This is a genomic window from Bacillus cereus group sp. BfR-BA-01310 (assembly GCF_022664325.1).
GTDB classification, from domain to species: domain Bacteria; phylum Bacillota; class Bacilli; order Bacillales; family Bacillaceae_G; genus Bacillus_A; species Bacillus_A paramycoides.
This window is the reverse complement of sequence record NZ_JAKUHD010000001.1, coordinates 473,458-499,463: the sequence shown is the minus strand read 5'-3', so window position 1 is coordinate 499,463 and position 26,006 is coordinate 473,458. Positions and strand designations below refer to the sequence as shown.

The following is a 26,006-nucleotide window of genomic DNA, read 5'->3' as shown; positions in this document are numbered from 1 at the left end:
GTTGTAAACTAAAAAACGTGATCAAGATTGTATTAATATGTTTCTGAAAAAACATTAGTACAGATTGTTAGGTACACAAAATTATTCTCAACCGACAGACAAATTTGTTGGTTTACATTGTTACGTTTTCAGTCTAGCTAATAGATAGTGAAAGCGTTTCAGAATATGGTTCAAGAGAGGAAGAGGTGAACGGAATGGGTACTAAAACAAAAAAGACCCTATTTAATGTTGATGAGCAAATGAAAGCTATCGCAGCTCAATTTGAAACATTACAAATTTTAAATGAAAAAGGCGAAGTTGTGAATGAAGCAGCTATGCCTGAATTATCTGATGATCAATTAAAAGAATTAATGCGCCGTATGGTGTATACTCGCGTACTAGATCAACGTTCTATTTCTTTAAACCGTCAAGGACGTTTAGGATTCTACGCACCAACAGCTGGACAAGAGGCTTCTCAATTAGCAAGTCATTTCGCACTTGAAGCAGAAGATTTCATCTTACCAGGATATCGTGATGTGCCACAATTAGTATGGCACGGTTTACCATTATACCAAGCATTCTTATTCTCTCGTGGACATTTCATGGGTAACCAAATGCCTGAGAATGTAAATGCACTTGCTCCACAAATCATTATCGGTGCGCAAATCATCCAAACTGCTGGTGTTGCGTTAGGTATGAAACTACGTGGTAAAAAATCTGTTGCTATTACTTACACTGGTGACGGTGGTGCTTCACAAGGTGACTTCTACGAAGGTATGAACTTTGCGGGTGCATTCAAAGCTCCAGCAATCTTCGTTGTACAAAACAACCGTTATGCAATCTCTACTCCAGTAGAAAAGCAATCTGCAGCTAAAACTGTAGCACAAAAAGCAGTAGCAGCAGGTATTTACGGAATTCAAGTAGACGGTATGGATCCATTAGCTGTATACGCAGCAACTGCTTTCGCTCGTGAGCGCGCAGTAAACGGCGAAGGCCCTACTTTAATCGAGACTTTAACATTCCGTTATGGTCCACATACAATGGCTGGTGATGACCCAACTCGTTACCGTACAAAAGATATCGAAAACGAATGGGAACAAAAAGATCCAATCGTACGCTTCCGTGCATTCTTAGAAAACAAAGGCCTATGGTCTCAAGAAGTTGAAGAGAAAGTAATCGAAGAAGCAAAAGAAGATATCAAACAAGCAATTGCTAAGGCTGACCAAGCTCCAAAACAAAAAGTTACTGATTTAATGGAAATCATGTACGAAAAAATGCCTTACAACTTAGCTGAACAATATGAAATTTACAAAGAAAAGGAGTCGAAGTAAGCCATGGCTCAAATGACAATGATTCAAGCAATCACTGATGCTTTACGCGTTGAAATGAAAAATGACCCTAACGTACTTGTGTTTGGTGAAGACGTTGGTGTAAACGGCGGAGTATTCCGTGCTACTGAAGGTTTACAAGCTGAATTCGGTGAAGATCGTGTAATGGATACTCCACTTGCAGAGTCTGGTATTGGTGGACTTGCAGTTGGACTTGCACTTGAAGGTTTCCGTCCAGTTCCAGAAATTCAATTCTTCGGTTTCATTTATGAAGTAATGGATTCAGTTTCTGGTCAATTAGCTCGTATGCGTTACCGTTCTGGTGGACGTTGGACTGCTCCAGTAACAATTCGTTCGCCATTCGGTGGTGGTGTTCATACTCCTGAACTACATGCTGATAGCTTAGAAGGATTAGTGGCACAACAACCTGGTCTAAAAGTTGTTATTCCATCTACTCCATACGATGCAAAAGGTCTTTTAATCTCTGCGATTCGTGACAACGATCCAGTTATCTACTTAGAGCATATGAAATTGTACCGTTCATTCCGTCAAGATGTACCAGAAGGCGATTACACAATTGATTTAGGTAAAGCTGATATCAAACGTGAAGGTACAGATGTATCTGTTATCGCTTATGGTGCTATGGTTCATGCTGCATTAAAAGCTGCTGAAGAACTTGAAAAAGAAGGTATCTCTTTAGAGGTTGTTGACTTACGTACAGTTCAACCATTAGATATCGAAACAATCATCGCTTCTGTTGAAAAAACAGGCCGCGTAGTTGTAGTTCAAGAAGCTCAAAAACAAGCTGGTATTGCAGCTAACGTTGTAGCGGAAATTAACGACCGTGCAATCTTAAACTTAGAAGCTCCAGTTGTACGTGTTGCAGCTGCTGATACAGTATTCCCATTCTCTCAAGCTGAGAGCGTATGGTTACCAAACCATAAAGATATTGTTGAAGCTGTTAACAAAGTAATGAACTTCTAATTTTTAGTTTTTCATGTGCAGAAGAAATCAGCACATGCTGGTTTCTTTTGTACATATTCCATAATAATGAAATGAATCAGGGGGCTGAATTCCGTGGCATTTGAATTTAAACTACCAGATATCGGTGAAGGTATCCACGAAGGTGAAATCGTAAAATGGTTTATTAAACCAGGCGATGAAGTAAATGAAGACGATGTACTTCTTGAAGTACAAAATGATAAAGCAGTAGTAGAAATCCCTTCTCCTGTTAAAGGTAAAGTACTTGAAGTACTTGTAGAAGAAGGAACAGTTGCAATTGTAGGAGATACATTAATTAAATTTGATGCTCCTGGATACGAAAACCTTAAATTTAAAGGTGACGATCATGATGCAGCTCCAAAAGCTGAAGAAGCAGCAGTAGAAGCTCCAGCAGCGGAAGCTACTCCAGCAGCAACTGCAGAAGTAGTAAATGAGCGCGTAATCGCTATGCCATCTGTTCGTAAATATGCTCGTGAAAAAGGTGTAGACATTCATAAAGTAGCTGGTTCTGGTAAGAACGGCCGTGTTGTGAAAACTGACATCGATGCATTTGCAAATGGTGGACAAACTGTAGCAGCAACTGAGGCTCCAGCAGCAGTAGAAGCTACTCCAGCAGCAGCGAAAGAAGAAGCACCAAAAGCACAACCAATCCCAGCTGGTGAATATCCAGAAACTCGTGAGAAAATGAGTGGTATCCGTAAAGCGATTGCGAAAGCAATGGTTAACTCTAAGCATACAGCTCCTCACGTAACATTAATGGATGAAATTGATGTAACTGAGCTTGTTGCTCACCGTAAGAAGTTCAAAGCTGTTGCAGCGGACAAAGGTATTAAATTAACTTACCTTCCATACGTTGTTAAAGCTTTAACATCTGCATTACGTGAATACCCAATGTTAAACACTTCTTTAGACGATGCATCTCAAGAAGTAGTTCATAAACATTACTTCAACATCGGTATCGCAGCTGATACAGACAAAGGTCTATTAGTACCAGTTGTTAAAGATACAGATCGCAAGTCAATCTTTACTATTTCTAACGAGATCAATGATCTTGCTGGTAAAGCACGTGACGGTCGTTTAGCTCCAACTGAAATGAAAGGTGCTTCTTGCACAATTACAAACATTGGTTCTGCAGGTGGACAATGGTTCACTCCAGTTATCAATCACCCAGAAGTAGCAATCCTTGGTATCGGCCGTATCGCTGAGAAACCAGTTGTGAAAAACGGTGAAATCGTTGCAGCTCCAGTATTAGCTTTATCTCTAAGCTTTGACCATCGTTTAATTGACGGCGCAACTGCTCAAAAAGCATTAAACCAAATTAAACGTTTATTGAATGACCCACAATTATTAGTAATGGAGGCGTAATAACAATGGTAGTAGGAGATTTCCCAATTGAATTAGATACAGTCGTTGTTGGTGCAGGTCCTGGTGGATACGTTGCGGCAATTCGTGCAGCACAATTAGGTCAAAAGGTAGCAATCATTGAAAAAGCTAACCTTGGTGGCGTATGCTTAAACGTTGGATGTATTCCTTCAAAAGCGTTAATCAATGCAGGTCACCGTTATGAGAATGCAATGCATTCTGATGACATGGGTATCACTGCAGAGAACGTAAAAGTTGACTTTACAAAAGTTCAAGAATGGAAAAACGGCGTAGTTAAGAAATTAACTGGCGGTGTTGAAGGCCTTCTTAAAGGTAACAAAGTTGAAATCATTCGCGGTGAAGCTTACTTCGTAGATGCTAACACATTACGCGTAATGACTGAAGATGCAGCTCAAACTTATACGTTTAAAAATGCTGTTCTTGCAACTGGTTCTACACCAATCGAAATTCCTGGATTCAAATACTCTAAACGTGTTATCAACTCTACAGGCGCTTTAAGCTTACCTGAAATTCCTAAAAAACTTGTTGTAATCGGCGGCGGTTACATCGGTATGGAATTAGGTACTGCATATGCTAACTTCGGTACAGAAGTTACTGTAGTAGAAGCTGGCGACGAAATCCTAGCTGGTTTTGAAAAAGCAATGAGCTCTGTTGTTAAACGTGCTCTTCAGAAAAAAGGAAACGTAAATATCCATACAAAAGCTATGGCTAAAGGCGTTGAAGAAACAGAAACTGGCGTAAAAGTTAGCTTCGAAGTTAAAGGTGAAATCCAAACTGTAGAAGCAGATTACGTATTAGTAACTGTAGGTCGTCGTCCAAATACTCAAGAAATCGGTCTTGAGCAAGTTGGAGTTAAAATGACTGACCGCGGTATCATCGAAATCGATGAGCAATGCCGTACAAATATTTCAAACATCTATGCAATCGGTGATATCGTTCCTGGACCACCATTAGCTCACAAAGCTTCTTACGAAGGTAAAGTAGCTGTTGAAGCAATTAGTGGCCATGCATCAGCAATCGATTACATCGGAATTCCTGCAGTATGCTTCACTGATCCAGAATTAGCATCTGTTGGTTACACTAAGAAACAAGCTGAAGAAGCAGGAATGGCAGTAACTGTATCTAAGTTCCCATTCGCTGCAAACGGTCGTGCGTTATCATTAAACAGCACTGACGGTTTCTTACAACTTGTAACACGTAAAGAAGATGGTCTTCTTGTAGGTGCACAAGTTGCAGGTGCAGGCGCTTCTGATATTATCTCTGAGATTGGTTTAGCTATCGAAGCTGGAATGACAGCGGAAGATATCGCTCAAACAATCCATGCTCACCCAACATTAGGTGAAATCACAATGGAAGCAGCTGAGGTTGCTCTTGGAATGCCAATTCACATTGTAAAATAATTTAAGTAATGTAAATAACCCATCTCTTATTTTAAGAGATGGGTTATTTTTATTTCCATAAAATGAGTTGCAAGGTCTTTATATGTACTTGTCGAATGAATATATAATACTTTAATGAACTGTTAAAACATATGTTACTTTAAAAGTGGTATATATGCCCTCGTATAATATGTAATTGATTCAAATTTAACCCCATATATTAATAAAATAGAGCATGTCAAAGGAGAAGGTTCCATGAAAATATTACATGTTATATTTTATCATTTTCTACTATGGAGTGGTTTTTCCATTGTATTATCATTATCAAATGGAGATAAATTCCATTACAAAGTAATTCTCTTTTTCGTATTTCTTTATTTAGCGTATGTGATAGCATGTTTTGTATTACACGTCAGGAAACGGGCTCTATTTCTTACGTGTTCAAATTGTATACTTTTTTTTATTATATTATCGATTTTTTAAATTAGCGTTTATAGAAATACATTGTTCTTCCATTAAATAATTGTAACTCTCCTTCTAATTTCTTCGCTAGAAAACGGCTAAATTCGTTTGCTTTTCCTTTATCACCGAATGTTGCTGTAGTGGGTAAAGAAATCTGAATGAAAGATTGTTCATTTTCTATCCCGATTCCAACATAAATTGAATCATATCGATCGTGACTAGATTGAAGTTTTAATGTTGTTGCTGATGTATCTAATATTTCATAAGGAAAAGCTGTATTTGTATAAGTATAATTAATTTGATCACCAGTCTTGGAGGTGATGGTTTTATAGTAATGAAAAAGGTGTTTTACATCTTCTATTGAAACAGATTGTTTATTGGATTTAGGTACAAGTGTGATAAAGGCATGTTGCATATAAATTCCCCCTAGCTTAGTAGAATAATATAATTCTACATCCTACTGAATTTTTTGACAATTAAAAGGAGTATTACTTTTTTTGTTTAATATATTTATGAGTAGGAAGTGTTACTTAGAAAGGTGGAAGCTAATGTTTGAAAAATTGTATGATGAGCATGAAAGTGTGAAGGTACGATTTTTAGGGTTTATGACGCATGATACACGCTATGATTTTGGAGTTATTTATACAAATATGTTTTTTGGAAAGCCACTCATTGTTTGCATGCAAACAGGAAGATCGACTTTGCTTGGACGAGATGATGTGGAGAATGTTCAATATATACAAGAAACTTTTAAGTTAGGATCGGAAGAGGAAGCCGAGGAGGTAGCTCAGTTTTTTAAATTTCTTGTTCCGTCTACATCTTTACATGCGGAGTATGAAGAATAATTAATGAGAAACAGTCGTACGTATGGATATGGCTGTTTTTTCATGTTAATATCGCATACTAATTAAAATTAAAAATATTTAATGTGTTATACTAAAAACCTATTGACGTAAAAAGTATAACATATTAAAATAAAGACAGAAAGTTAAGCGGTTACAAAAGTTTTTGGGATTATAAACTTAGGGGGAAATGAAAAATGGGAACAATCGTATGTCAAGATTGTGAAGGTACAATTGCACACTTCGAGGATGAGAAAGTAACGGTACTTTACGGGAAATGTGGATCTTGCGGATGTGATCACACAGAGCATACAAAAGCCCAATAATTGATAGGAAATGGACAGCTAAAAGTTTTTAGGACCATAAACTTAGGGGGAAATGAAAAATGGGAACAATCGTATGTCAAGTTTGCGAAGGAACAATCGCACATTTTGAGGATGAGAAAACGACAGTACTTTATGGGAAATGTGGATCAAATTGTGACTGTGCTAGTAGAGACAATGCGAAAGCTTAATCATATATAAGTAGATTATTCTTAAAACTCAGGGGGAAATGAAAATGGGAACAATCGTATGCCAAGTTTGTGAAGGAACAATCGCACATTTTGAAGATGAAAAATCAACAGTACTTTATGGGAAGTGTGGATCTCATTGCGAATGTGACCATAAAGAACATACAAAAGCTTAATGATAAGAGAAAACGCCTACTTGTGTAGGCGTTTTTTTAATAGATTGTAGTTGTATGTCCAATTGTTGCAACGATTGCATCATCTCTAATAGGGATAAATCCTATCGCTGTTTGTGGCGTGTTAGGAGAAGCGTAGTGACTCATAATACGACTATCAATACGAGTAATAAGATCGGTCAAATAAGCTGAAATAAAAGCGTAAGGAATCCTTCGTTCATTTAATGAATAAATAATTTCCTCTTTCGTTTTTACGCCTACACCATGTCCGTAAAAAAAGGAATTTCCTAGATAGATTGTGTTTTCTCCTTGCCACTCAATCGTAGCTGGATTCACTTGTGGGTTTTTAAAGTAAACGAGGTCACCTGGAACGATATCGCCACTCGTTTTTGTTATGAGCTTTAAGTCGCGATCGTAGTCCCATGTATAAAGTAAAAGGTTCGCGAATAGACGGTTGAAAGTTTCTTCCTCATATAATGCTAGTAATGCTTTGTAAAAAATGATAATCATTGCGGTGGCGCATTCAGTTCCATATAGTTTTCCATTTTTAAAAATATCTTGGATGGCAATAGAGGGTGGTACGTTTGGAAGGAGTTGAAACCCTCCAAGTGATGTTCTTTCCCAAAACTGAGGGTTGCAAAAAGATTGTTGAAATGTACGAAACTGAAAGCCACTTTGAAAAAGTTCTAGCGCGGAAGTAATAATATTAACTCGTAAATTAAGATCAAAGCTGAGTTCATCAGCTGTTCGGAAGGAATAAACTTCTTGATTTCCCGCCATTATGGATAAAATTTGTTGTTTCTCAGCTGCAAATGGCTCATATTCATTTGTGATATAAGGGTGTACAATAGAACGGCCTATCACAATCATAATGGTATCCCCACCTATACGTTACATTCTTTAGTATCGTATGAGGAAAAGAAAAAAAGGTGAAAGAAAAGCCTATCAACTGATAGGCTTGTACTCTTTAATAACACGTAATGTTTGTAATGTCATATCTTCTGGGCCTTGTACAGGTAACCCAGCTTCTAAATTTTTACGAATATACTCTAAGTTTTCTTGTGTAATAATTTCCCCCGGAGTAAAGATTGGAATCCCTGGCGGATAAACCATAACAAAATCAGCTATAATACGACCTGCTGCGTTTTCAAATGGAATGACTTCCGTTTCTGAATAAAAAGCATCTCTAGGAGAAAGTGCTAGCACAGGTATTTCGGGTATTTCTACTTGTACTTGAACACCTTTATCCGCTCTATTTCTAAATGTTGCTGCTAAATCTTGTAATGCTCTAATAAGTATATTTGTTTCACTTTCTGTATCACCAAAAGTGACAAGACAAAGTATATTATATAAATCAGAGAGTTCGACTTCAATGTTGAAATGTTCTCTAAGCCATACTTCAGCCTGATGGCCTGTAATACCTAAATCTTTTACAGATACAATTATCTTTGTAGGATCATAGTTAAAAGTAGCATCTGTGCCTAGCATCTCTTTTCCAGGACAATAAAGATGCTCAATAACATTTATAGCATCACGAACATGTTCAGCTAATTGTATTGTTTGTTCTATGAGAGCTTTTCCTTCTGTAGCAAGACGTTTTCTAGCAACATCAAGTGATGCTAACAAAATGTAAGAAGTTGATGTAGTCGTAAGCATGCTAATAATGGATTGAACATGTTTTACGTTAACAAGACCCTCTTTTACATTAAGAATAGAGCTTTGGGTTAAAGACCCTCCTAATTTGTGAACACTTGTTGCTGCCATATCTGCACCCGCTTGCATAGCTGACATCGGCAGTTCATCATGAAAATGGATATGAACACCGTGAGCTTCATCAACAAGTACAGGAATATCGTAAGAATGAGCTAATTCTACAATCTGCTCTAAGTCTGCAGCAAACCCAAAATATGTTGGATTTATAACAAGTAAACCTTTCGCATCTGAGTGCTCTTCAAGAGCCTTTTTGACAGATTGAATTGTAATCCCATGTGAAATACCGAGCTTCGGATCAATCTCAGGATGCATGAAAATTGGTTTTGCACCTGAGAAAATAATAGCTGACATTACTGATTTATGCACATTTCGTGGCACGAGGATTTTATCCCCAGGACCGCAAACGCTCATCACCATTGTCATAATTGCACCACTTGTACCTTGAATAGAAAAGAATGTATGATCTGCACCGAAAGCAGCGGCTGCTAAATCCTGTGCTTCTTTAATCATACCCTTTGGATGATGTAAATCATCGAGCGGCGCAATATTAATTAAATCAATTGCTAATGCATTATGCCCAATAAATTCGCGAAATGTAGGATCCATGCCCTGTCCTTTTTTATGACCAGGAATATGGAATTGAATTGGATTTCGCTTACTGTGCTCAACTAAAGCGGTAAACAATGGTGTTTCGTATTGGGACAATCTATACACCCCTTCTTCTTTGTAATATTTATTAGAGTTTGTTTTATATGATTTCATCTCATTCTAAAAGGAAATTAAGATGACATACTTTTAGAACGTGACTTGTTTTTCTGCCATTCACAAAAGCCTTTTTTGGGATGGTAGTCTCACTTTATTTTCTATAAAACAAAAGCATTATATCACCAATAATTATAGATGTATAGAAAAAAATTATTTTCAAGGTGAGTATGTATAATAGTTATATTTTAAATACCGCAAAGAGGAAGACAATTCCATTGAAATGAATAAATGGTGTATAATGCAGAGTGGCTATAGTGAAGAATAAAAGTTTTTCTTAAAGGTAGCATAATGGAAAAAGAAAGAATACTGAATGAGGTGCAAAAATGGAATATCAATATCCACTTGATTACGATTGGTCAAATGAAGAAATGGTAGCAGTTGTAAAGTTTTATGAAGCAATTGAAAAGGTATATGAAAAAGGAGTTTTGAGAGAAGATTTGATGGAATTATATCGTCGTTTTAAAGAGATTGTGCCATCGAAGGCAGCGGAGAAAAAAATAGATAAAGAATTTCAAGAAGTAAGTGGATATTCTATATATCGTGCGATTCAAAAAGCAAAAGAAGTAGCGGAACAAAAGATTGTAAAAATGTAAAAAAATTTTGAAAAATAAAATACAAAGTGCTATAATGTGATAACAACTAAAAACGGACAATATAAATTGTCCGTTTTCTGCTATCGATTACAAAGTGCATATAAAGGAAGGAGTGATTGCATCGTAGATTCAATCTTAGCAAGGAATTGTTCGTTGGTCATTGCTGAAAACTCCTCTGGTGATATATGAATACCGACTAATAATTCTGCTTTTTTCACAGTAGCTAAACGTTCAATCATCTTTTGTAAGTCTTCCGTTTCAAGCGTTTCATGTAATTTTACACCTGGTTTAGTATGGTCAATGGACCAAACGAAGTCATTTGGAATATTTGTTTTTAAATCATTTAAATGTTCTAGGAAGGCGTGAGCCGTCTCCACTTTTTGTGGACACTCATAGATTAAACCAAAGTATATGAAGGCATGAGTACCCCATAAACCAATTTGAAAGTGTGGTAACATTTTATATCCACGTTTATTTGTTGAAAAAGCAACCCAAGTATCGTTTGGTGGATTGACTTTGCGGCGTGCATGTTTTGCTACATGGTAGAAAAAATTTTCATCAGTTTGTTGTGATAAATATTCTGCAAACTGTTCCCCTAAAGCTTCTAGCTTAGGATGAATATTCGTTTTAATTGCGCTCATTCGTTCTTCAAGACCATCAACAGTAAAGACTTCAAAATCAGTTGATGTGAATGTTTGTAGTGTCATGATTGTTCCTCCAACTCCTATTTTGTTTTAATTTTAGCATAGCTTGTACTATTCATAAAAAAAACAGCACAAAAAAATTTAAATAAAAAAATATAATTTTGTTGCATAGATGATTTATCCAACATAGTATAGTATAAAACAAAAAATCAGAAAATTGAATCAATTCTAGTCCGAGGGCAGACGAATATTGGGAGGAGGCAAAAAAATGAGACAGGTGATTAATGCGTTAAAGAGAACAGATGCTGAAAAAAGAATTCCGGTGCTACGTTTGGAGCTAGATTATGAATTAGCAACTTTATATGATGCGATGATGGAGAACGACAAACAGAAAAAAGAAGAGTGCGTACAAAAATTAGAAGTGTTAAGACTTGAAATGATCCGTTTAGAAGCGTAATAATAGTATATGTATAAATAATTAGTTGGTGCGAACCTTATAAAGGGTTCGTTTTTTCTGTGAACAGTATAGATCGGAGTGTTTAAACATGCAAGAAGTATGGAAAGACATCGATACACACGCGAAACAGTGGATTCGAGAAGCGGGAGAACGTTTAATGGCGTCGCTGGAAAAAGCACCTATTATAGAAACAAAATCAAATGCAGCTGATCTAGTAACAAACATGGACCGAGAAACGGAGCAGTTTTTAATTGGGAGAATTAAAGAAACATTCCCAACTCATTATATTTTAGGGGAAGAAGGCTACGGAGATGAGATTACTTCTTCTAACGGGGTTGTTTGGTTAATTGATCCAATTGACGGCACGATGAACTTTGTTCATCAAAAAAGGAATTTCGCAATCTCAATCGGGATTTATGAGAACGGTATCGGAAAGATTGGTCTTATTTATGATCCAGTTCATGACGAATTGTATCATGCGGTAAAGGGAAATGGCGCTTTTTGTAATGATTTATCTATTCCTCCGCTGGAAAAAGGAACAGTAGAGCATGGAATTATAGCTCTGAATGCGATATGGCTTACTGATAATCCATTGCTTAATATGGAAAAAATGATGATGCTCGTTAAGAAGGCGAGAGGTACGAGGTCATATGGTTGTGCTGCGTTAGAAATGGTATATGTTGCAACGGGAAGATTAGATGCATATGTAACACCGCGCTTATCGCCATGGGATTTTGGCGGGGGACAGATTATTGTAGAAGAAGTTGGCGGTAAAGTGACAACGTTTTTAGGAACGCCTCTTTCCATTGTAGAGAAAAGCAGTGTGTTAGTTGCAAAACCAGGGGTATACGAAGAATTATTCCCATTTGTATCTCAGTAACAAAAAAAGTAAGAGGCATAAAGGAGCTTCTTACTTTTTAATGTTATTGCGATTTACGCATTTTTCTTTTTGTTACAAAACCGTATCCAACTGTAACAAATGTGCCGATAATGCAAATAATAATGCCGATGGGACTATTTTCAGCAATCATAATTCCGATACCAATTAAGAAGATAACACCGATAATTGCTGTTAATAAAAAGCGATATTGAATGTGTTCCATTTCTTCACCCTCCAATCTCATTTTACTTTCACAAAAGTAAGAATACAACTATATTTTCATTCTTGATTTTATTTTGATTGCCATTGTATCCCCTTCGCTCTTATAATAGAGAAGGATTAAAAAGACATTAGGAGTTGGACATGTTGAAAAAACGACAAGATTTACGAAATATAGCAATTATTGCCCACGTTGACCATGGTAAAACAACACTTGTTGACCAGTTATTACGTCAAGCGGGGACGTTCCGTGCGAATGAACACATTGAAGAACGCGCAATGGACTCAAATGATCTAGAAAGAGAACGTGGTATTACAATTTTAGCGAAGAATACTGCGATTCACTATGAAGATAAAAGAATTAACATTTTAGATACACCTGGTCACGCTGACTTCGGTGGAGAAGTAGAACGTATCATGAAAATGGTTGATGGTGTTCTACTTGTTGTTGATGCATATGAAGGTTGTATGCCACAAACACGATTTGTTTTAAAGAAAGCTCTTGAGCAAAACTTAACGCCAATCGTTGTTGTAAACAAAATTGACCGTGACTTCGCTCGCCCTGATGAAGTAGTTGATGAAGTAGTTGACTTATTCATCGAACTTGGTGCAAACGAAGATCAATTAGAGTTCCCGGTTGTATTTGCATCAGCAATGAACGGAACAGCAAGCTTAGATTCAAATCCAGCAAATCAAGAAGAGAATATGAAATCATTGTTTGACACAATCATTGAACATATTCCAGCACCAGTTGATAACAGCGAAGAGCCACTTCAATTCCAAGTAGCACTTCTTGATTACAATGACTATGTTGGTCGTATCGGGGTTGGACGCGTATTCCGTGGTACAATGAAAGTAGGACAACAAGTTGCATTAATGAAGGTTGACGGAAGTGTAAAACAATTCCGTGTAACTAAATTATTTGGTTACATTGGATTAAAACGTCAAGAAATTGAAGAAGCAAAAGCTGGAGATTTAGTAGCTGTTTCAGGTATGGAAGACATTAACGTAGGTGAAACGGTATGTCCGGTTGAGCATGAAGAGGCTTTACCATTATTACGTATTGATGAGCCAACACTACAAATGACATTCCTTGTAAATAACAGCCCATTTGCAGGTCGTGAAGGTAAATTCATTACATCTCGTAAAATTGAAGAGCGTCTTCGTTCACAATTAGAAACAGATGTAAGTTTACGTGTAGATAATACAGATTCTCCTGATGCATGGATCGTATCTGGACGCGGAGAATTACATTTATCTATCTTAATTGAAAACATGCGTCGTGAAGGTTATGAACTACAAGTATCTAAGCCTGAAGTAATTATTAAAGATGTCGATGGCGTAAGAAGTGAGCCTGTAGAGCGCGTACAAATCGATGTGCCTGAAGAATACACTGGTTCTATTATGGAATCAATGGGTGCACGTAAAGGTGAAATGTTAGATATGGTGAATAACGGAAACGGTCAAGTTCGCCTTACTTTCATGGTTCCAGCACGTGGTTTAATTGGTTACACAACAGAATTCCTAACATTAACTCGTGGTTACGGTATTTTAAACCACACATTTGATTGCTACCAACCAGTACATGCTGGACAAGTTGGTGGACGTCGCCAAGGTGTTCTAGTTTCACTTGAAGCAGGAAAAGCATCACAATACGGTATTATGCAAGTTGAAGATCGCGGTGTAATCTTCGTTGAACCAGGTACAGAAGTATATGCTGGTATGATCGTTGGAGAACATACACGTGAGAATGATTTAACAGTTAACGTTGTAAAAATGAAACAACAAACTAACATTCGTTCTGCGACAAAAGATCAAACTTCAACAATGAAAAAACCACGCTTAATGACTTTAGAAGAGTCATTAGAGTACTTAAACGATGACGAGTTCTGTGAAGTAACTCCAGAATCAATTCGTTTACGTAAAAAGATTCTTGATAAGAGCGAGCGCGAAAGAGCTGCTAAGAAAAAGAAATCTGTTGAAGCGTAAAATTATAGAACAGCTACCTTTTATAAAGGTAGCTGTTTTTTTTATTTTATTTTTTTAGAATATTTACTCTTTTTGTAGACAGTAATTTTTTTGCGGGTTAATCTAGTATTAAGTACATAAAGAGAATTTGTTTTCATGAGAAGGGGTGAAAGGTAGTGCTAGAAAGAATGTCATTTTTCGCGAAATTGTGCAAAGTCGATGAAAATCCAGAACTAGGGATGTGGTTGCTTTATGGAACAATTATTATATTAAGTGCACTTGTATATAATTTAGGATTCGCAAGGAAACTATCGGTACTGAAAAATATAGTGATATATACATCTTTAGCAATTGGATGCACGGTATTAACTTTCTTTGCAGTTTTTTTACCTGTTGGAGAAGGGCTCGTTGTAGCGGCAATTGTACTTGGAATTTATAGACTGCGTTTACGTCAAGCTAGACAACAAAAAGCAGGGTGAAAAGGGGGACTTCCATGCGCTCAGTACAAGATACACTATATAATTGGTTAACAATTAAAACGGTTGCGGAAGCACGTCCAGATGATAATGCCGCACAAGAAACGTATTTATTATTTCAAAATATGATATATGAAGAGCATAAATTAAGAAATGTAGAAGTTGAAAAGAACGAGGAAATGTATTTGATTACTTATGAAATTGATGGGGAAATGAGGTGTGCAAGATTTCCAGTAGAAGCAATTGATTGTTTTTTGGATCAGATGAATCGTGAACCAGAAAAATACAAATAAGTCCTTATCTATATGATTAAGGACTTATTTACGATTTACCAATCGTCTTCTACTTTTTTATCACGATACAATCGGAAATTACCACTTGCATGGCGCTCCATAGTACGATCTGCAATTCGTTCCGTACATTCCATGCACATATATGTATGAATAGGGCGATTACGCAGTTTTTTTGCCATAGGATTTTCGTCATCTAACATATCTTTTTTATCACAAATCATACATTTGACTCTCATTTCGTCACCTCAATACGAATTCTATCAGTATAAGTATATCATGGAAGCATAATGTTTTTGAATAATAGCCGGAAAAAATAATATTTTCGCAATTCGAAAAATAAGTTATGATAAGGATATAGAAAGAATATTTGGAGGTGGAAATATGGCGAATGTAGTAGAGCCTACATTGACAGATGATTTAGTGCAATCGTTACGTAAAGAGTGTATCGTTATGATAGCAACGACAGATTTCGAAAAACAAATGCCTAACGTAAGTGCTATTTCTTGGGTATATGCAGTGAGTGAAACTAGTATTCGATTTGCGGTAGATCAACGCTCACGTATTGTGGAAAATATGCGGCATAATGCAGGAGTGGTTTTGACTATAATGGCGAATGAATCCGTATTTTCCATAAGTGGTGAAGGTGAAATTTTAACAGATAGAATGGAAGGGATTCCCCTAAAATTAACTGTAATAGAAGTAAATGTGCAAGAAGTTCGTGATGTTATGTTTTATGGAGCGAAACTTGCTACAGAACCAGCATATGAAAAAACATATGATCTTCGAGCTGCGAAAAAGCTTGATAATCAAGTGTTAGTAGGCATGAAAGAATTATAAATGGGATTAATAGGAAATTAGTTCATTAACTTTTGTAATTGAGTATTGTGATTTAATGTGAAAAATTATAATTAAAAGTAATATATTGAATAGAAATGAATAAAAAATAAAGAAAAGGTTTAATTTCTATGAATTTCGATTCTACCTCGTTTATACGGTACATATAATTATAACAATGGTTCGTCCATACTTTATGGATGAAACCCTTGTTCTACAAATTTAAAAGTGGAGTCAGGGGGTAACAGGTTGGATAAAATTTATGTGTTAGATACGAATGTACTTTTGCAGGATCCTTTATCTATTTTTTCATTTGAAACAAATGAAGTAGTGATTCCAGCAGTTGTATTAGAAGAGGTTGATTCGAAAAAACGTTATATGGATGAAGTAGGACGAAATGCTCGCTATGTATCTAAGTTAATAGACAAATTTCGTGAAATAGGAAAGCTGCATGAAAGTATTCCGCTAGAAAACGGCGGTACATTTCGTATTGAATTAAATCATCGCTCATTTGTTCAACTGCAAGATATCTTTGTAGAAAAAACAAATGATAATCGAATTTTAGCTGTAGCGAAAAACCTCTCTTTAGAAGAACAAGAAAAAGAGGATGGGAAATCAGTTATTTTAGTAAGTAAAGATGTACTCGTAAGGGTAAAAGCCGATGCAATCGGATTGCAGGCTGAAGATTATTTAAGTGATCGAGTAATTGAAGTGGAAAATATATATTCAGGATTTTTAGAAGGGTATATATCAAAAGAACAATTAGATTATTTTTATGAAAAAGGTGAACTACCTTTATCTGAAATTGCAAACCATCCTTTTTATCCAAATCAATTTGTTGTAATGAAAGATGCGCTAGGTGGCTCTAGCTCAGCACTAGGGATTGTCGATCATTTAGGTAAGAAGGTAAAGAAACTTATTTTTCACAATGAGCAAGTGTGGGGGATACGTCCGCGAAACGTACAGCAAATTATGGGATTAGAATTGTTACTTCGGGAAGATATTCCACTTGTAACGTTAACAGGGAAAGCAGGTACAGGAAAAACGTTACTTGCATTAGCTTCGGGACTGATGCAAACGGAAGATCTAGGGTTATATAAAAAACTACTTGTTGCGAGACCAATTGTTCCGGTAGGAAAAGATATAGGTTATTTACCAGGAGAAAAAGAAGAAAAGTTAAGACCGTGGATGCAGCCGATTTTTGATAATCTAGAGTATTTATTTAATACGAAAAAGCCTGGAGAGCTAGATGCTATTTTAGCTGGGATGGGTTCGATTGAAGTAGAAGCGCTTACTTATATACGCGGGAGAAGTATTCCAGATCAGTTCATTATAATTGACGAGGCACAAAATTTAACGAAGCATGAAGTAAAGACGATATTAACAAGGGTAGGGGAAAAAAGTAAGATTGTATTAATGGGAGATCCTCAGCAAATTGATCACCCATATTTAGATGAATATAATAATGGTTTAACGTATGTTGTAGAGAAGTTTAAAGAGCAGCGTATTAGTGGTCATGTAAAGTTTGTTAAAGGAGAGCGTTCTAATTTAGCTCAACTAGCAGCGGATTTATTATAAAAAGGAGTGGGCATAAGCTCACTCCTTTTTACCTTTTAACTATACAATTAAATAATTGTAAATTTACGGATGTTACGGATTGGATTTTGTCTATTAGATCCATCATGGAAATATAGATGAACAGGTCCGTCTATTCTTAACGGTTTTCCTTCTTTTGAAAAACCAAGAATAGCTTTTTCGACTGTTTCTAATGGAAGTGTAACTGTATTGTCTACTGTTTCAATTACGACTTGAGTAGCATCGTCTGAAAGTTCAGCGTTCGTAAGAAATGGATGAAATGGTATACCGAATGTACCGGTAATAAGCTGTTCTTTTTTATATTTCTTTACACTTTTTTGGATTGGTGGGAAGGCAGCACCATCACGGATTTCACGATCCCAATGTTCTGAAGTATGCTTTAAGTATGTTTCTAATTCGGATATTTCTTCTCTAGTTTCATCAAAGTAAGTTGTTAAATCTACTTTCCGGTCATCAAAAATCCAAACAGTTGGATCGATAGTGATCGGAAAACGAACTTTTCCATTAATAAATAAAATTTCGCTCATTGTTGTTCCCCCATTTGTGTTATACTCCCACTTTTCAGTATAATAGTATTAGACACTGTTGTCACAAAAAATGTTTCTATTGCAATTTATTAAAACTATCGCTAATATTAATAGATAGGATAGAGTAGGACGGAAATGGAGGGAATCAATTTGGCGTCTGAGACAGTATCAAATCATCAGGAAAAGGCACTTGCCCTTCTACAAACGGATGCGGATAAGATTTTAAGACTTATTAAGGTACAAATGGACAATCTTACAATGCCGCAATGTCCATTATATGAAGAAGTGTTAGACACACAAATGTTTGGACTATCCCGCGAGGTCGATTTTGCGGTTCGTCTTGGTCTTATTGCAGAAGAACAAGGGAAAGCAATGTTAGGAGAGCTCGAACGTGAGTTATCTGCACTTCATGAAGCATTTACAAACAAACAACAATAACGGGTTCAAATAAGGGGGCTCAAACTGAAATAGTTTGGGCTTTTTATTTGTATAATAAAGCAGGAAGAATCTATATACATATGGAATACAACAATAATTAAATTGAAACAGAAAGAGGAAATGGAATGAAAAAAGTATGGAAGTCAATGGATTATTCATTATTACTTCCTCTTATTATTTTATGTGTGCTAGGAGTAATAATGGTATATAGTTCTAGTTCCATTGTTGCGATTTCGAGGCATAATTGGCCGGCAAATTACTTTTTTAAAAGGCAATTAGTAGCTCTGGCTGTTGGAACAATAATGTTAGCGATCATCATTTCTATTCCTTATAAACTTTGGAGAAAGCGAATAGTTTTATTGGCAATGGGAATAGGTAGTCTTGGTTTATTAGCAGCAGCATTGGCTTTCGGTCAGGAAATAAATGGTGCAAAAGGGTGGATATTAGGTATACAGCCCGCTGAATTTGTTAAAATATCGATTATTATTATTTTAGCTCGTTTTTTTGCAAGAAGACAAGAGACAGATACGCCTGTTTTTAAAGGATCGGGAGTTACGCTTGCTTTTGTTGGATTGGCAATGCTTTTAATTTTAAAGCAAAATGATTTAGGTACCGATTTGTTAATTGGGGGAACAGTTGGAATTATGTTTCTTTGCTCGGGAGTGCGGATCAATTTGTGGATAAAACGAATTGTTTTAACTTCTATAATATGGGTTCCATCTCTTTATTTGCTAGCTAACTTTAAGTTAAGTGCGTACCAAAAAGCTCGCTTTTCAGTCTTTCTTGATCCATTTAATGATCCTCAAAATGATGGATTCCAGCTAATAAATTCTTTTATTGGAATTGCTTCAGGAGGACTAAACGGTCGAGGACTAGGAAACAGTGTACAAAAATATGGATACTTACCAGAACCGCAAACGGATTTTATTATGGCAATTATATCTGAAGAGCTTGGTTTTATTGGTGTGGCTGTTATTTTAATTTGTTTGCTACTTATTATCATTCGTTCATTCAGGATTGCTCAAAAGTGTAAAGATCCATTTGGAAGCTTAATAGCAATTGGTATTGCTAGTTTATTTGGGATTCAAACGTTTGTTAACGTAGGTGGCATGTCTGGATTAATACCACTTACAGGTGTGCCTTTGCCATTTATAAGTTATGGCGGTAGTTCCTTATTAGCAAATCTACTTGCAATGGGTATACTATTGAATATTGCTAGTCATGTAAAACGACAAGAGAAGCAACAAAACGAAATGACTAAAGAAAGAGAACAAGGTGGACCACATCTTGTTGTTGTAAAATAAAAAGCACACGAGGCTGTAAAGCTCAGTGTGCTTTTTACTTTGTTCACTTTTAATGTGATATACTATTTTATTGTTAAGGTTAAAAATATATCACATTTAAATTAATGTGATATACAATAAGGTTGTTAGAAAAGGGAGAGGTATGCTATACTATTTTTGTGAAACAAATTGATCAGAAAACTTATCATTTGTTGAAAAATAAGGTATGATGAATAAAAATAAAGTGAAGCTTTCTAAGTATAATATAATGTGGAAAGTGAAGAACTTCACGCTCTTTAGAGTGTGTATGTATTTTATCTCTAGAGTGGTAGGAAAGTAGAGGGGGAAAATCATGACAAAGCTGCAACGTATTCAAAAAGTATTGGTAGCTAACCGTGGAGAGATTGCAATTCGTGTATTTCGAGCATGTTCAGAACTTGGATTAAACACAGTTGCAATCTATTCGAAAGAGGATAGTGGTTCTTATCATCGCTATAAAGCCGATGAGTCCTATTTAGTTGGGGAAGGGAAAAAGCCAATTGATGCTTATCTAGATATTGAAGGCATTATTGAGATTGCGAAAAGTAATCATGTAGATGCAATCCACCCTGGATATGGTTTCTTGTCAGAAAATATTCAATTCGCAAAACGTTGTGAAGAAGAAGGGATTATCTTTATCGGTCCAAAAAGTAAGCATTTGGATATGTTTGGAGATAAAGTTAAAGCAAGAACACAAGCGCAGCTAGCACAAATTCCAATTATTCCTGGTAGTGATGGTCCAGTAAATTCATTAGAAGAAGTCGCAGAATTTGCTGAAAAGTATGATTACCCGATTATTATTAAAGCATCGCTTGGTGGCGGTGGTCGTGGTATGCGTATCGTGCGCACTAGTGAAGAATTAAGAGAATCGTATAATCGTGCGAAATCAGAAGCAAAAGCAGCTTTTGGTAATGATGAAGTTTACGTTGAAAAATTCGTTGAAAAACCTAAACATATAGAAGTACAAATTTTGGCAGATGAAGAAGGTAATGTTGTGCATTTATATGAGCGTGATTGCTCTGTACAACGACGTCATCAAAAAGTAGTTGAAATTGCACCGAGCGTGTCGCTTTCAGATGATTTGCGTCAGCGAATTTGTGATGCTGCAGTAAAGTTAACGAAAAATGTAAATTATTTAAATGCTGGAACAGTTGAATTCCTAGTAAAAGGTGATGAGTTTTACTTTATTGAAGTAAATCCACGTGTTCAAGTAGAACATACAATTACAGAAATGATTACAGGAATTGATATTGTTCAATCACAAATTTTAATTGCAGATGGACATGCTTTACATAGTAAGATTGTAAGTGTGCCGAAACAAGATGAGATTATTGTACATGGTTATGCCATTCAATCTCGTGTAACGACAGAAGACCCGCTTAATAACTTTATGCCTGATACAGGGAAGATTATGGCATATCGATCAGGCGGTGGTTTTGGTGTTCGTCTTGATACAGGTAATAGTTTCCAAGGTGCAGTTATTACACCGTACTATGATTCTTTACTTGTAAAAGTTACAACTTGGGCGCTTACTTTTGAACAAGCTGCTGCAAAAATGGAACGTAACTTAAAAGAATTCCGTATTCGTGGTATTAAAACAAATATTCCATTCTTAGAGAATGTAGTAAAACATAAAAACTTCTTATCAGGAGAATATGATACTTCGTTTATTGACGCGTCACCTGAACTGTTCTTGTTCCCAAAACGTAAAGACCGCGGAACAAAAATGTTAAATTACATTGGTACAGTAACAGTAAATGGCTTCCCAGGAGTAGGGAAAAAAGAGAAGCCAATTTTCCCGGATGCTCGTATACCAAGTGTAAAACACTCAGAACCAATTCAAAACGGAACGAAACAAATTTTAGATGAGCGCGGGGCGGATGGATTAGTAAAGTGGGTTCAAGATCAAAAACGTGTGCTTTTAACGGATACAACATTCCGTGATGCACATCAATCTTTACTTGCAACGCGTATTCGTACAAAAGATTTACATCAAATCGCAGAGCCAACAGCGAGAATGTTGCCAAACTTATTCTCCGCAGAAATGTGGGGCGGTGCAACGTTTGATGTTGCGTATCGTTTCTTAAAAGAAGATCCATGGGAACGATTACTAGATCTTCGTGAAAAAATGCCGAACGTTTTATTCCAAATGTTACTTCGTTCTTCAAACGCAGTTGGATACAAAAACTATCCAGATAATTTAATTCAAAAATTTGTAGAATGTTCCGCTCAAGCTGGAATTGATGTGTTCCGTATTTTTGATAGCTTAAACTGGGTAGAAGGTATGAGAGTTGCAATTGATGCTGTACGAGATACTGGTAAAATTGCAGAAGCGACAATGTGTTACACAGGAGACATTCACGATCCATTACGCAGCAAATATGATTTAAATTATTATAAAAACTTAGCGAAAGAGCTGGAAGCATCAGGAGCTCACATTTTAGGAATTAAAGATATGGCGGGCTTATTAAAGCCGAATGCAGCATATGATTTAGTTTCAGCATTAAAAGAGACGGTGTCGATTCCAATTCATTTGCATACACACGATACTAGCGGAAATGGTATTTTAACGTATACGAAAGCGATTGAAGCAGGCGTTGACATTGTTGATGTAGCGGTGAGTTCTATGGCTGGTCAAACGTCACAGCCGAGTGCGAATACTCTATACTATGCGTTAGGTGGAAATGAAAGACAACCAGATGTTAATATAGACTCATTAGAAAAACTATCTCATTATTGGGAAGATGTACGTAAATACTATGCGTCATTTGAAAGTGGTATGAACGCTCCTCACACAGAGGTGTATATGCACGAAATGCCAGGTGGACAGTATAGTAATCTTCAACAACAAGCGAAGGCAGTTGGTTTAGGAGATCGTTTTGATGAAGTTAAAGTAATGTACCGTCGTGTTAATGACATGTTTGGAGATATTGTAAAAGTAACACCGTCATCTAAAGTTGTTGGTGATATGGCATTATTTATGGTTCAAAATCATCTGACAGAACAAGATATTTTAGAGCGTGGACATTCTATGGACTTCCCGGGATCTGTTGTTGAAATGTTCTCTGGAGATTTAGGTCAACCATATGGTGGTTTCCCGAAAGAATTACAAAAAATTATTTTAAAAGGGAAAGAGCCATTAACAGTAAGACCAGGTGAATTATTAGAGCCAGTAGATTTCGACGCTTTAAAAGAAGAGTTATACCATAAACTTGGGCGAGAAGTAACGATTTTTGATGTAGTCGCATATGCATTGTATCCGAAAGTATTTATGGACTACGAAAAAGTTGCCGAACTTTATGGAAACGTATCTGTGCTTGATACACCGACATTCTTCTATGGTATGAGACTTGGTGAAGAAATTGATGTGGAAATCGAACAAGGTAAAACATTGATGGTTAAACTAGTATCAATTGGAGAGCCACAGCCAGATGGAAATCGTATTCTTTACTTGGAATTTAACGGTCAACCACGTGAGATTGTTGTGAAAGATGAAAGTGTGAAAGCAACAGTTGCCCAACGTGTGAAAGGAAACCGTGAAAATCCCAATCACATTAGCGCAACGATGCCAGGAACTGTTGTTAAAGTAGTTGTAAAAGAAGGCGATGAAGTGAAAAAAGGCGATTCTATGGCAATTACAGAAGCAATGAAAATGGAAACGACGGTTCAAGCACCATTCAATGGTAAAGTGAAGAAAGTATATGTAAATGATGGTGATGCAATTCAAACGGGAGATTTACTCATTGAATTAGAGCATTAAAATAAAGAAAAAGAGCTGTGCGAAAGCAGCTCTTTTTTTGTTGCAAATAATACCTTGCCGAATTGGCAAGGTATTAAAGTGTTACTTTATTTTATTTTGCTTAGAAGTCGATACGGCTTCTTTTGCATTGACTGTACTTCTTGTACCTAACATAGCTAAATAGCATAGTACTGCAAACAAGCAAGAAATGAAGAGTGAGTGTAATAATGCCATTGATAAACTAGCATTTGTATATACAACTAAAATTCCTACAATAGCTTGAAGTGTTACAAGGATAAATGAAATAATCCATCCCCAATATACTACACGCTGCTGTTTGTAATGACGAATAGCAATAATCATCACATATAGTATCCAAAAGAATATTAACATCGCTGCAACTCTATGTCCCATTTGAACCCACTCATGTAGTTGAGTTGGCATAGGTCTGTTTTTACTGCATAAAGGGAAGTCTGGACAGGCTAAGCTAGCTCGTTCGTGACGTACTAAAGCTCCTGTGTAGACAACGATATAACTGTAAATTGTTACACCATAAATATGAAATTTCATTTTTTTGTCCATAATAAGTGAACGTGCATCGAATTTCTGATCAATTTCAAAAATAAGACACGTTAACAAGATGACAGAAGCAAATGAAATTAAGGAAATACCAAAATGAATAGCTAGTACAGCAGGTATTTGTCCCCAAACAACTGCAGCTGCCCCCATTAATGCTTGTGCAACTAAAAATACGAAGGATAAAATTGCTAACGTCTTTGTTTCACGCACATGTTTATAATATTTCCAGGACAAGATACAAAGAAGAGTAACAAGGATACCTGCTGATCCCGATGTTAAGCGGTGACTCAGCTCAATAATAGTTTCCATTGATAAATTAGATGGAACAAATTCACCGTTACAAAGTGGCCATGATTTACCGCACCCTTGGCCTGAACCTGTTTTTGTAACTAAAGCGCCTCCTAGTAAAACTACTAATAAATCGAGACTTGTAATGACTGCTAACCATTTAATAAAGCGTTGCAATCTCTTTCACCATCTTTCTGCTATGAAGTTATTGCGAAATATTTTCATTCCATTATGTATAGAATAAAACGTGCTACAGTCCTATGATATATAAAAAATAATAAAATAGCAAAGAAATGAAGGGTGAGGACAACGTATACAGAATAAAGAAAAAATGGGATTTTAAATACATATTTTAGGCGAAAATGAGGCTATTTTGAAAAGAAATGGGGAGAATACATGCTAAATATGACAAAATAGTTTATTATAGAAGATAACATCATGTTATGATAAGGATAGGTTAGAATAAAGTTTTTTATTATTCGACACAAAAAGTTCATGTTTTCTTCACAAATTGTTCAGGAAATATGATTTAATATATTGGAGTATGGGCGTAGATTAGTAGTAGAATGGGTTAACAATATTTCTACTGTAATAATATTGCTATATAGAAGCGAAATATTTCGCTTAGAAAGATGATAGGTTTAAGAGGGGGTTAAAGTGATGAACCATGCAACAAGTGAGCTGCATGATGAGTCAGCTGTTTCAAGTGTACCGGAAACAACTCGGTTACAAGATTTATCAGCGCTCGTTAAAATGGGGATTGTAAACTCAAATACACTTACTGTATTTACAGGATTTTGGTTGGCTTTACATTTTAATGGATTGAGTGTTATGGACCATCTGGATAAGCTATTTTTCACAATCGTTGGTTCTGCATTAATTATGGCAGGGGTATGTTGTTTAAATAACTACATTGACCGAGATATCGATCCATTAATGGAGAGAACAAAAAACCGTCCAACGGTAACAGGTAAATATAAACCTGGATTTGCACTTGCATTTGGACTTGTAATTTTACTTCTTGGCTTCGTATTTTTATTACTTACGACACCAATGGCAGTATTAATCGCATTTATTGGTGCCTTCACATATGTAGTTTTATATACATTATGGACGAAGAGAAAATATACGTTAAATACTGTTGTAGGTAGTATATCAGGAGCTGTTCCACCTTTAATTGGATGGGCGGCAATTGATCCATCTTTAGATCATCCAATAGCTTGGATGTTATTTTTAATTATGTTTATTTGGCAAATCCCACATTTCCTCGCGTTAGCGATGAAACGTGTTGATGAATATCGCAATGCAGGAATCCCAATGCTTCCTGTTGTACAGGGATTTAATATTACGAAACGTCAGATTATGATCTGGACAGTATGTTTATTACCACTACCATTTTATATGAGTGGGCTTGGAGTAACCTTCATGGTAATTGCAACATTGCTTAACATCGGATGGATCGTACTAGGGTTTTATGGCTTCCGTAAGCAAGATGACATCAAATGGTCCGTAAAAATGTTTGTTTACTCCCTGAATTACTTAACAATCTTATTTGTGTCAATGATTGTAGTTACATTCTTCTAAGACAACGACATGATTGGATTTCTTTACGTTGA

Annotated in this window: 29 protein-coding genes; 21 read left to right on the top strand and 8 right to left on the bottom strand. The window is 36.2% G+C overall.

Annotation, left to right across the window (positions count from 1 at the left end):
• The first annotated feature begins 194 nt into the window (after positions 1–194).
• The 5 genes from pdhA to MR109_RS02475 all read left to right on the top strand — a co-directional run bounded on the left by pdhA (position 195) and on the right by MR109_RS02475 (position 5,554).
• Complete coding sequence (pdhA, locus tag MR109_RS02495; RefSeq protein ID WP_000536893.1) at positions 195–1,310, top strand: pyruvate dehydrogenase E1 component subunit alpha; 1,116 nt, start codon at positions 195–197, stop codon at positions 1,308–1,310.
• Between the two features lie 3 nt (positions 1,311–1,313).
• A complete protein-coding gene (gene pdhB, locus MR109_RS02490; RefSeq protein ID WP_000068162.1) occupies positions 1,314–2,291 on the top strand; it encodes a pyruvate dehydrogenase complex E1 component subunit beta in 978 nt (325 codons plus the stop codon).
• Between the two features lie 93 nt (positions 2,292–2,384).
• Positions 2,385–3,674 (top strand): pyruvate dehydrogenase complex dihydrolipoyllysine-residue acetyltransferase, encoded by a 1,290-nt coding sequence (gene pdhC, locus MR109_RS02485; RefSeq protein WP_071718790.1) that lies wholly within the window; start codon positions 2,385–2,387, stop codon positions 3,672–3,674.
• Between the two features lie 5 nt (positions 3,675–3,679).
• Positions 3,680–5,092 (top strand): dihydrolipoyl dehydrogenase, encoded by a 1,413-nt coding sequence (gene lpdA / locus MR109_RS02480; RefSeq protein ID WP_071718791.1) that lies wholly within the window; start codon positions 3,680–3,682, stop codon positions 5,090–5,092.
• A 234-nt stretch (positions 5,093–5,326) separates the two neighbouring features.
• Positions 5,327–5,554, top strand: coding sequence for a hypothetical protein (locus tag MR109_RS02475; RefSeq protein ID WP_071718792.1), 228 nt, complete (start codon positions 5,327–5,329; stop codon positions 5,552–5,554).
• A 1-nt stretch (position 5,555) separates the two neighbouring features.
• Here the strand turns inward: MR109_RS02475 and MR109_RS02470 are convergent, their stop codons facing one another.
• On the bottom strand, positions 5,556–5,948 hold the full coding sequence (locus tag MR109_RS02470) for a DUF1885 family protein (RefSeq protein ID WP_025147743.1): 393 nt from the start codon (positions 5,946–5,948) through the stop codon (positions 5,556–5,558).
• A 133-nt stretch (positions 5,949–6,081) separates the two neighbouring features.
• Between MR109_RS02470 and MR109_RS02465 the strand changes: the two genes are divergently transcribed.
• The 4 genes from MR109_RS02465 to MR109_RS02450 all read left to right on the top strand — a co-directional run bounded on the left by MR109_RS02465 (position 6,082) and on the right by MR109_RS02450 (position 7,062).
• Entirely contained in the window at positions 6,082–6,378 is a 297-nt protein-coding gene (locus tag MR109_RS02465) for a DUF3055 domain-containing protein (RefSeq protein ID WP_048374035.1), read from the top strand.
• 194 nt (positions 6,379–6,572) lie between these two features.
• Entirely contained in the window at positions 6,573–6,701 is a 129-nt protein-coding gene (locus tag MR109_RS02460; RefSeq protein WP_000536778.1) for a GapA-binding peptide SR1P, read from the top strand.
• 59 nt (positions 6,702–6,760) lie between these two features.
• Positions 6,761–6,889, top strand: coding sequence for a GapA-binding peptide SR1P (locus tag MR109_RS02455; RefSeq protein ID WP_002173207.1), 129 nt, complete (start codon positions 6,761–6,763; stop codon positions 6,887–6,889).
• 44 nt (positions 6,890–6,933) lie between these two features.
• Positions 6,934–7,062, top strand: coding sequence for a GapA-binding peptide SR1P (locus tag MR109_RS02450; protein ID WP_000536785.1), 129 nt, complete (start codon positions 6,934–6,936; stop codon positions 7,060–7,062).
• A 36-nt stretch (positions 7,063–7,098) separates the two neighbouring features.
• Here MR109_RS02450 and MR109_RS02445 read toward each other — a convergent pair whose 3' ends face one another.
• Positions 7,099–7,929 (bottom strand): protein-glutamine gamma-glutamyltransferase, encoded by an 831-nt coding sequence (locus tag MR109_RS02445; RefSeq protein WP_071718794.1) that lies wholly within the window; start codon positions 7,927–7,929, stop codon positions 7,099–7,101.
• 75 nt (positions 7,930–8,004) lie between these two features.
• On the bottom strand, positions 8,005–9,477 hold the full coding sequence (gene speA / locus MR109_RS02440; protein WP_025147746.1) for an arginine decarboxylase: 1,473 nt from the start codon (positions 9,475–9,477) through the stop codon (positions 8,005–8,007).
• 383 nt (positions 9,478–9,860) lie between these two features.
• Between speA and MR109_RS02435 the strand changes: the two genes are divergently transcribed.
• Complete coding sequence (locus MR109_RS02435) at positions 9,861–10,130, top strand: UPF0223 family protein (RefSeq protein ID WP_025147747.1); 270 nt, start codon at positions 9,861–9,863, stop codon at positions 10,128–10,130.
• Between the two features lie 80 nt (positions 10,131–10,210).
• Here the strand turns inward: MR109_RS02435 and MR109_RS02430 are convergent, their stop codons facing one another.
• Positions 10,211–10,837: a YktB family protein gene (locus MR109_RS02430; RefSeq protein ID WP_002173202.1), complete on the bottom strand. Its 627-nt coding sequence runs from the start codon at positions 10,835–10,837 to the stop codon at positions 10,211–10,213.
• A 205-nt stretch (positions 10,838–11,042) separates the two neighbouring features.
• On the opposite strand from MR109_RS02430, the gene MR109_RS02425 reads away from it, so the two are divergent.
• The gene (locus MR109_RS02425) at positions 11,043–11,231 is read left to right on the top strand and encodes a hypothetical protein (protein ID WP_001250168.1); all 189 of its coding nucleotides are present in this window, start codon (positions 11,043–11,045) and stop codon (positions 11,229–11,231) included.
• Positions 11,232–11,319: 88 nt separating this feature from the next.
• Positions 11,320–12,111: an inositol monophosphatase family protein gene (locus tag MR109_RS02420; RefSeq protein ID WP_242270845.1), complete on the top strand. Its 792-nt coding sequence runs from the start codon at positions 11,320–11,322 to the stop codon at positions 12,109–12,111.
• A 43-nt stretch (positions 12,112–12,154) separates the two neighbouring features.
• Here MR109_RS02420 and MR109_RS02415 read toward each other — a convergent pair whose 3' ends face one another.
• The gene (locus MR109_RS02415) at positions 12,155–12,334 is read right to left on the bottom strand and encodes a DUF5325 family protein (protein ID WP_000400127.1); all 180 of its coding nucleotides are present in this window, start codon (positions 12,332–12,334) and stop codon (positions 12,155–12,157) included.
• 140 nt (positions 12,335–12,474) lie between these two features.
• Between MR109_RS02415 and typA the strand changes: the two genes are divergently transcribed.
• From typA to MR109_RS02400, 3 genes are all read left to right on the top strand, one after another.
• Entirely contained in the window at positions 12,475–14,319 is a 1,845-nt protein-coding gene (typA, locus tag MR109_RS02410; RefSeq protein ID WP_002111487.1) for a translational GTPase TypA, read from the top strand.
• A 155-nt stretch (positions 14,320–14,474) separates the two neighbouring features.
• Complete coding sequence (locus MR109_RS02405) at positions 14,475–14,777, top strand: YlaH-like family protein (RefSeq protein ID WP_002173199.1); 303 nt, start codon at positions 14,475–14,477, stop codon at positions 14,775–14,777.
• Between the two features lie 14 nt (positions 14,778–14,791).
• Positions 14,792–15,067 (top strand): hypothetical protein, encoded by a 276-nt coding sequence (locus MR109_RS02400; protein ID WP_002173198.1) that lies wholly within the window; start codon positions 14,792–14,794, stop codon positions 15,065–15,067.
• Positions 15,068–15,102: 35 nt separating this feature from the next.
• Here the strand turns inward: MR109_RS02400 and MR109_RS02395 are convergent, their stop codons facing one another.
• The gene (locus tag MR109_RS02395; protein WP_002173197.1) at positions 15,103–15,303 is read right to left on the bottom strand and encodes a YlaI family protein; all 201 of its coding nucleotides are present in this window, start codon (positions 15,301–15,303) and stop codon (positions 15,103–15,105) included.
• A 145-nt stretch (positions 15,304–15,448) separates the two neighbouring features.
• On the opposite strand from MR109_RS02395, the gene MR109_RS02390 reads away from it, so the two are divergent.
• Positions 15,449–15,904 carry a pyridoxamine 5'-phosphate oxidase family protein gene (locus MR109_RS02390; protein WP_242270843.1) on the top strand — a complete coding sequence of 152 codons (456 nt, stop codon included), beginning with the start codon at positions 15,449–15,451 and terminating at the stop codon, positions 15,902–15,904.
• Positions 15,905–16,150: 246 nt separating this feature from the next.
• Positions 16,151–17,479, top strand: a complete 1,329-nt coding sequence (locus MR109_RS02385) for a PhoH family protein (protein WP_048374028.1) — start codon at positions 16,151–16,153, stop codon at positions 17,477–17,479.
• A 47-nt stretch (positions 17,480–17,526) separates the two neighbouring features.
• On the opposite strand, the gene MR109_RS02380 is transcribed toward MR109_RS02385, so the two are convergent.
• On the bottom strand, positions 17,527–18,024 hold the full coding sequence (locus MR109_RS02380; RefSeq protein ID WP_242270841.1) for a molybdopterin-binding protein: 498 nt from the start codon (positions 18,022–18,024) through the stop codon (positions 17,527–17,529).
• Positions 18,025–18,174: 150 nt separating this feature from the next.
• On the opposite strand from MR109_RS02380, the gene MR109_RS02375 reads away from it, so the two are divergent.
• The 3 genes from MR109_RS02375 (at position 18,175) to pyc (ending at position 23,544) form a co-directional block, all read left to right on the top strand.
• The gene (locus MR109_RS02375; protein ID WP_242270839.1) at positions 18,175–18,462 is read left to right on the top strand and encodes an Fpa/YlaN family protein; all 288 of its coding nucleotides are present in this window, start codon (positions 18,175–18,177) and stop codon (positions 18,460–18,462) included.
• Between the two features lie 125 nt (positions 18,463–18,587).
• On the top strand, positions 18,588–19,766 hold the full coding sequence (locus MR109_RS02370; protein ID WP_242270837.1) for an FtsW/RodA/SpoVE family cell cycle protein: 1,179 nt from the start codon (positions 18,588–18,590) through the stop codon (positions 19,764–19,766).
• A gap of 331 nt (positions 19,767–20,097) precedes the next feature.
• Positions 20,098–23,544 carry a pyruvate carboxylase gene (gene pyc / locus MR109_RS02365; RefSeq protein ID WP_242270835.1) on the top strand — a complete coding sequence of 1,149 codons (3,447 nt, stop codon included), beginning with the start codon at positions 20,098–20,100 and terminating at the stop codon, positions 23,542–23,544.
• A gap of 81 nt (positions 23,545–23,625) precedes the next feature.
• On the opposite strand, the gene ctaA is transcribed toward pyc, so the two are convergent.
• Positions 23,626–24,567 carry a heme A synthase gene (ctaA, locus tag MR109_RS02360; RefSeq protein ID WP_098473389.1) on the bottom strand — a complete coding sequence of 314 codons (942 nt, stop codon included), beginning with the start codon at positions 24,565–24,567 and terminating at the stop codon, positions 23,626–23,628.
• 483 nt (positions 24,568–25,050) lie between these two features.
• Between ctaA and ctaB the strand changes: the two genes are divergently transcribed.
• Complete coding sequence (ctaB, locus tag MR109_RS02355; RefSeq protein ID WP_002173189.1) at positions 25,051–25,974, top strand: protoheme IX farnesyltransferase; 924 nt, start codon at positions 25,051–25,053, stop codon at positions 25,972–25,974.
• Positions 25,975–26,006 lie beyond the last annotated feature (32 nt).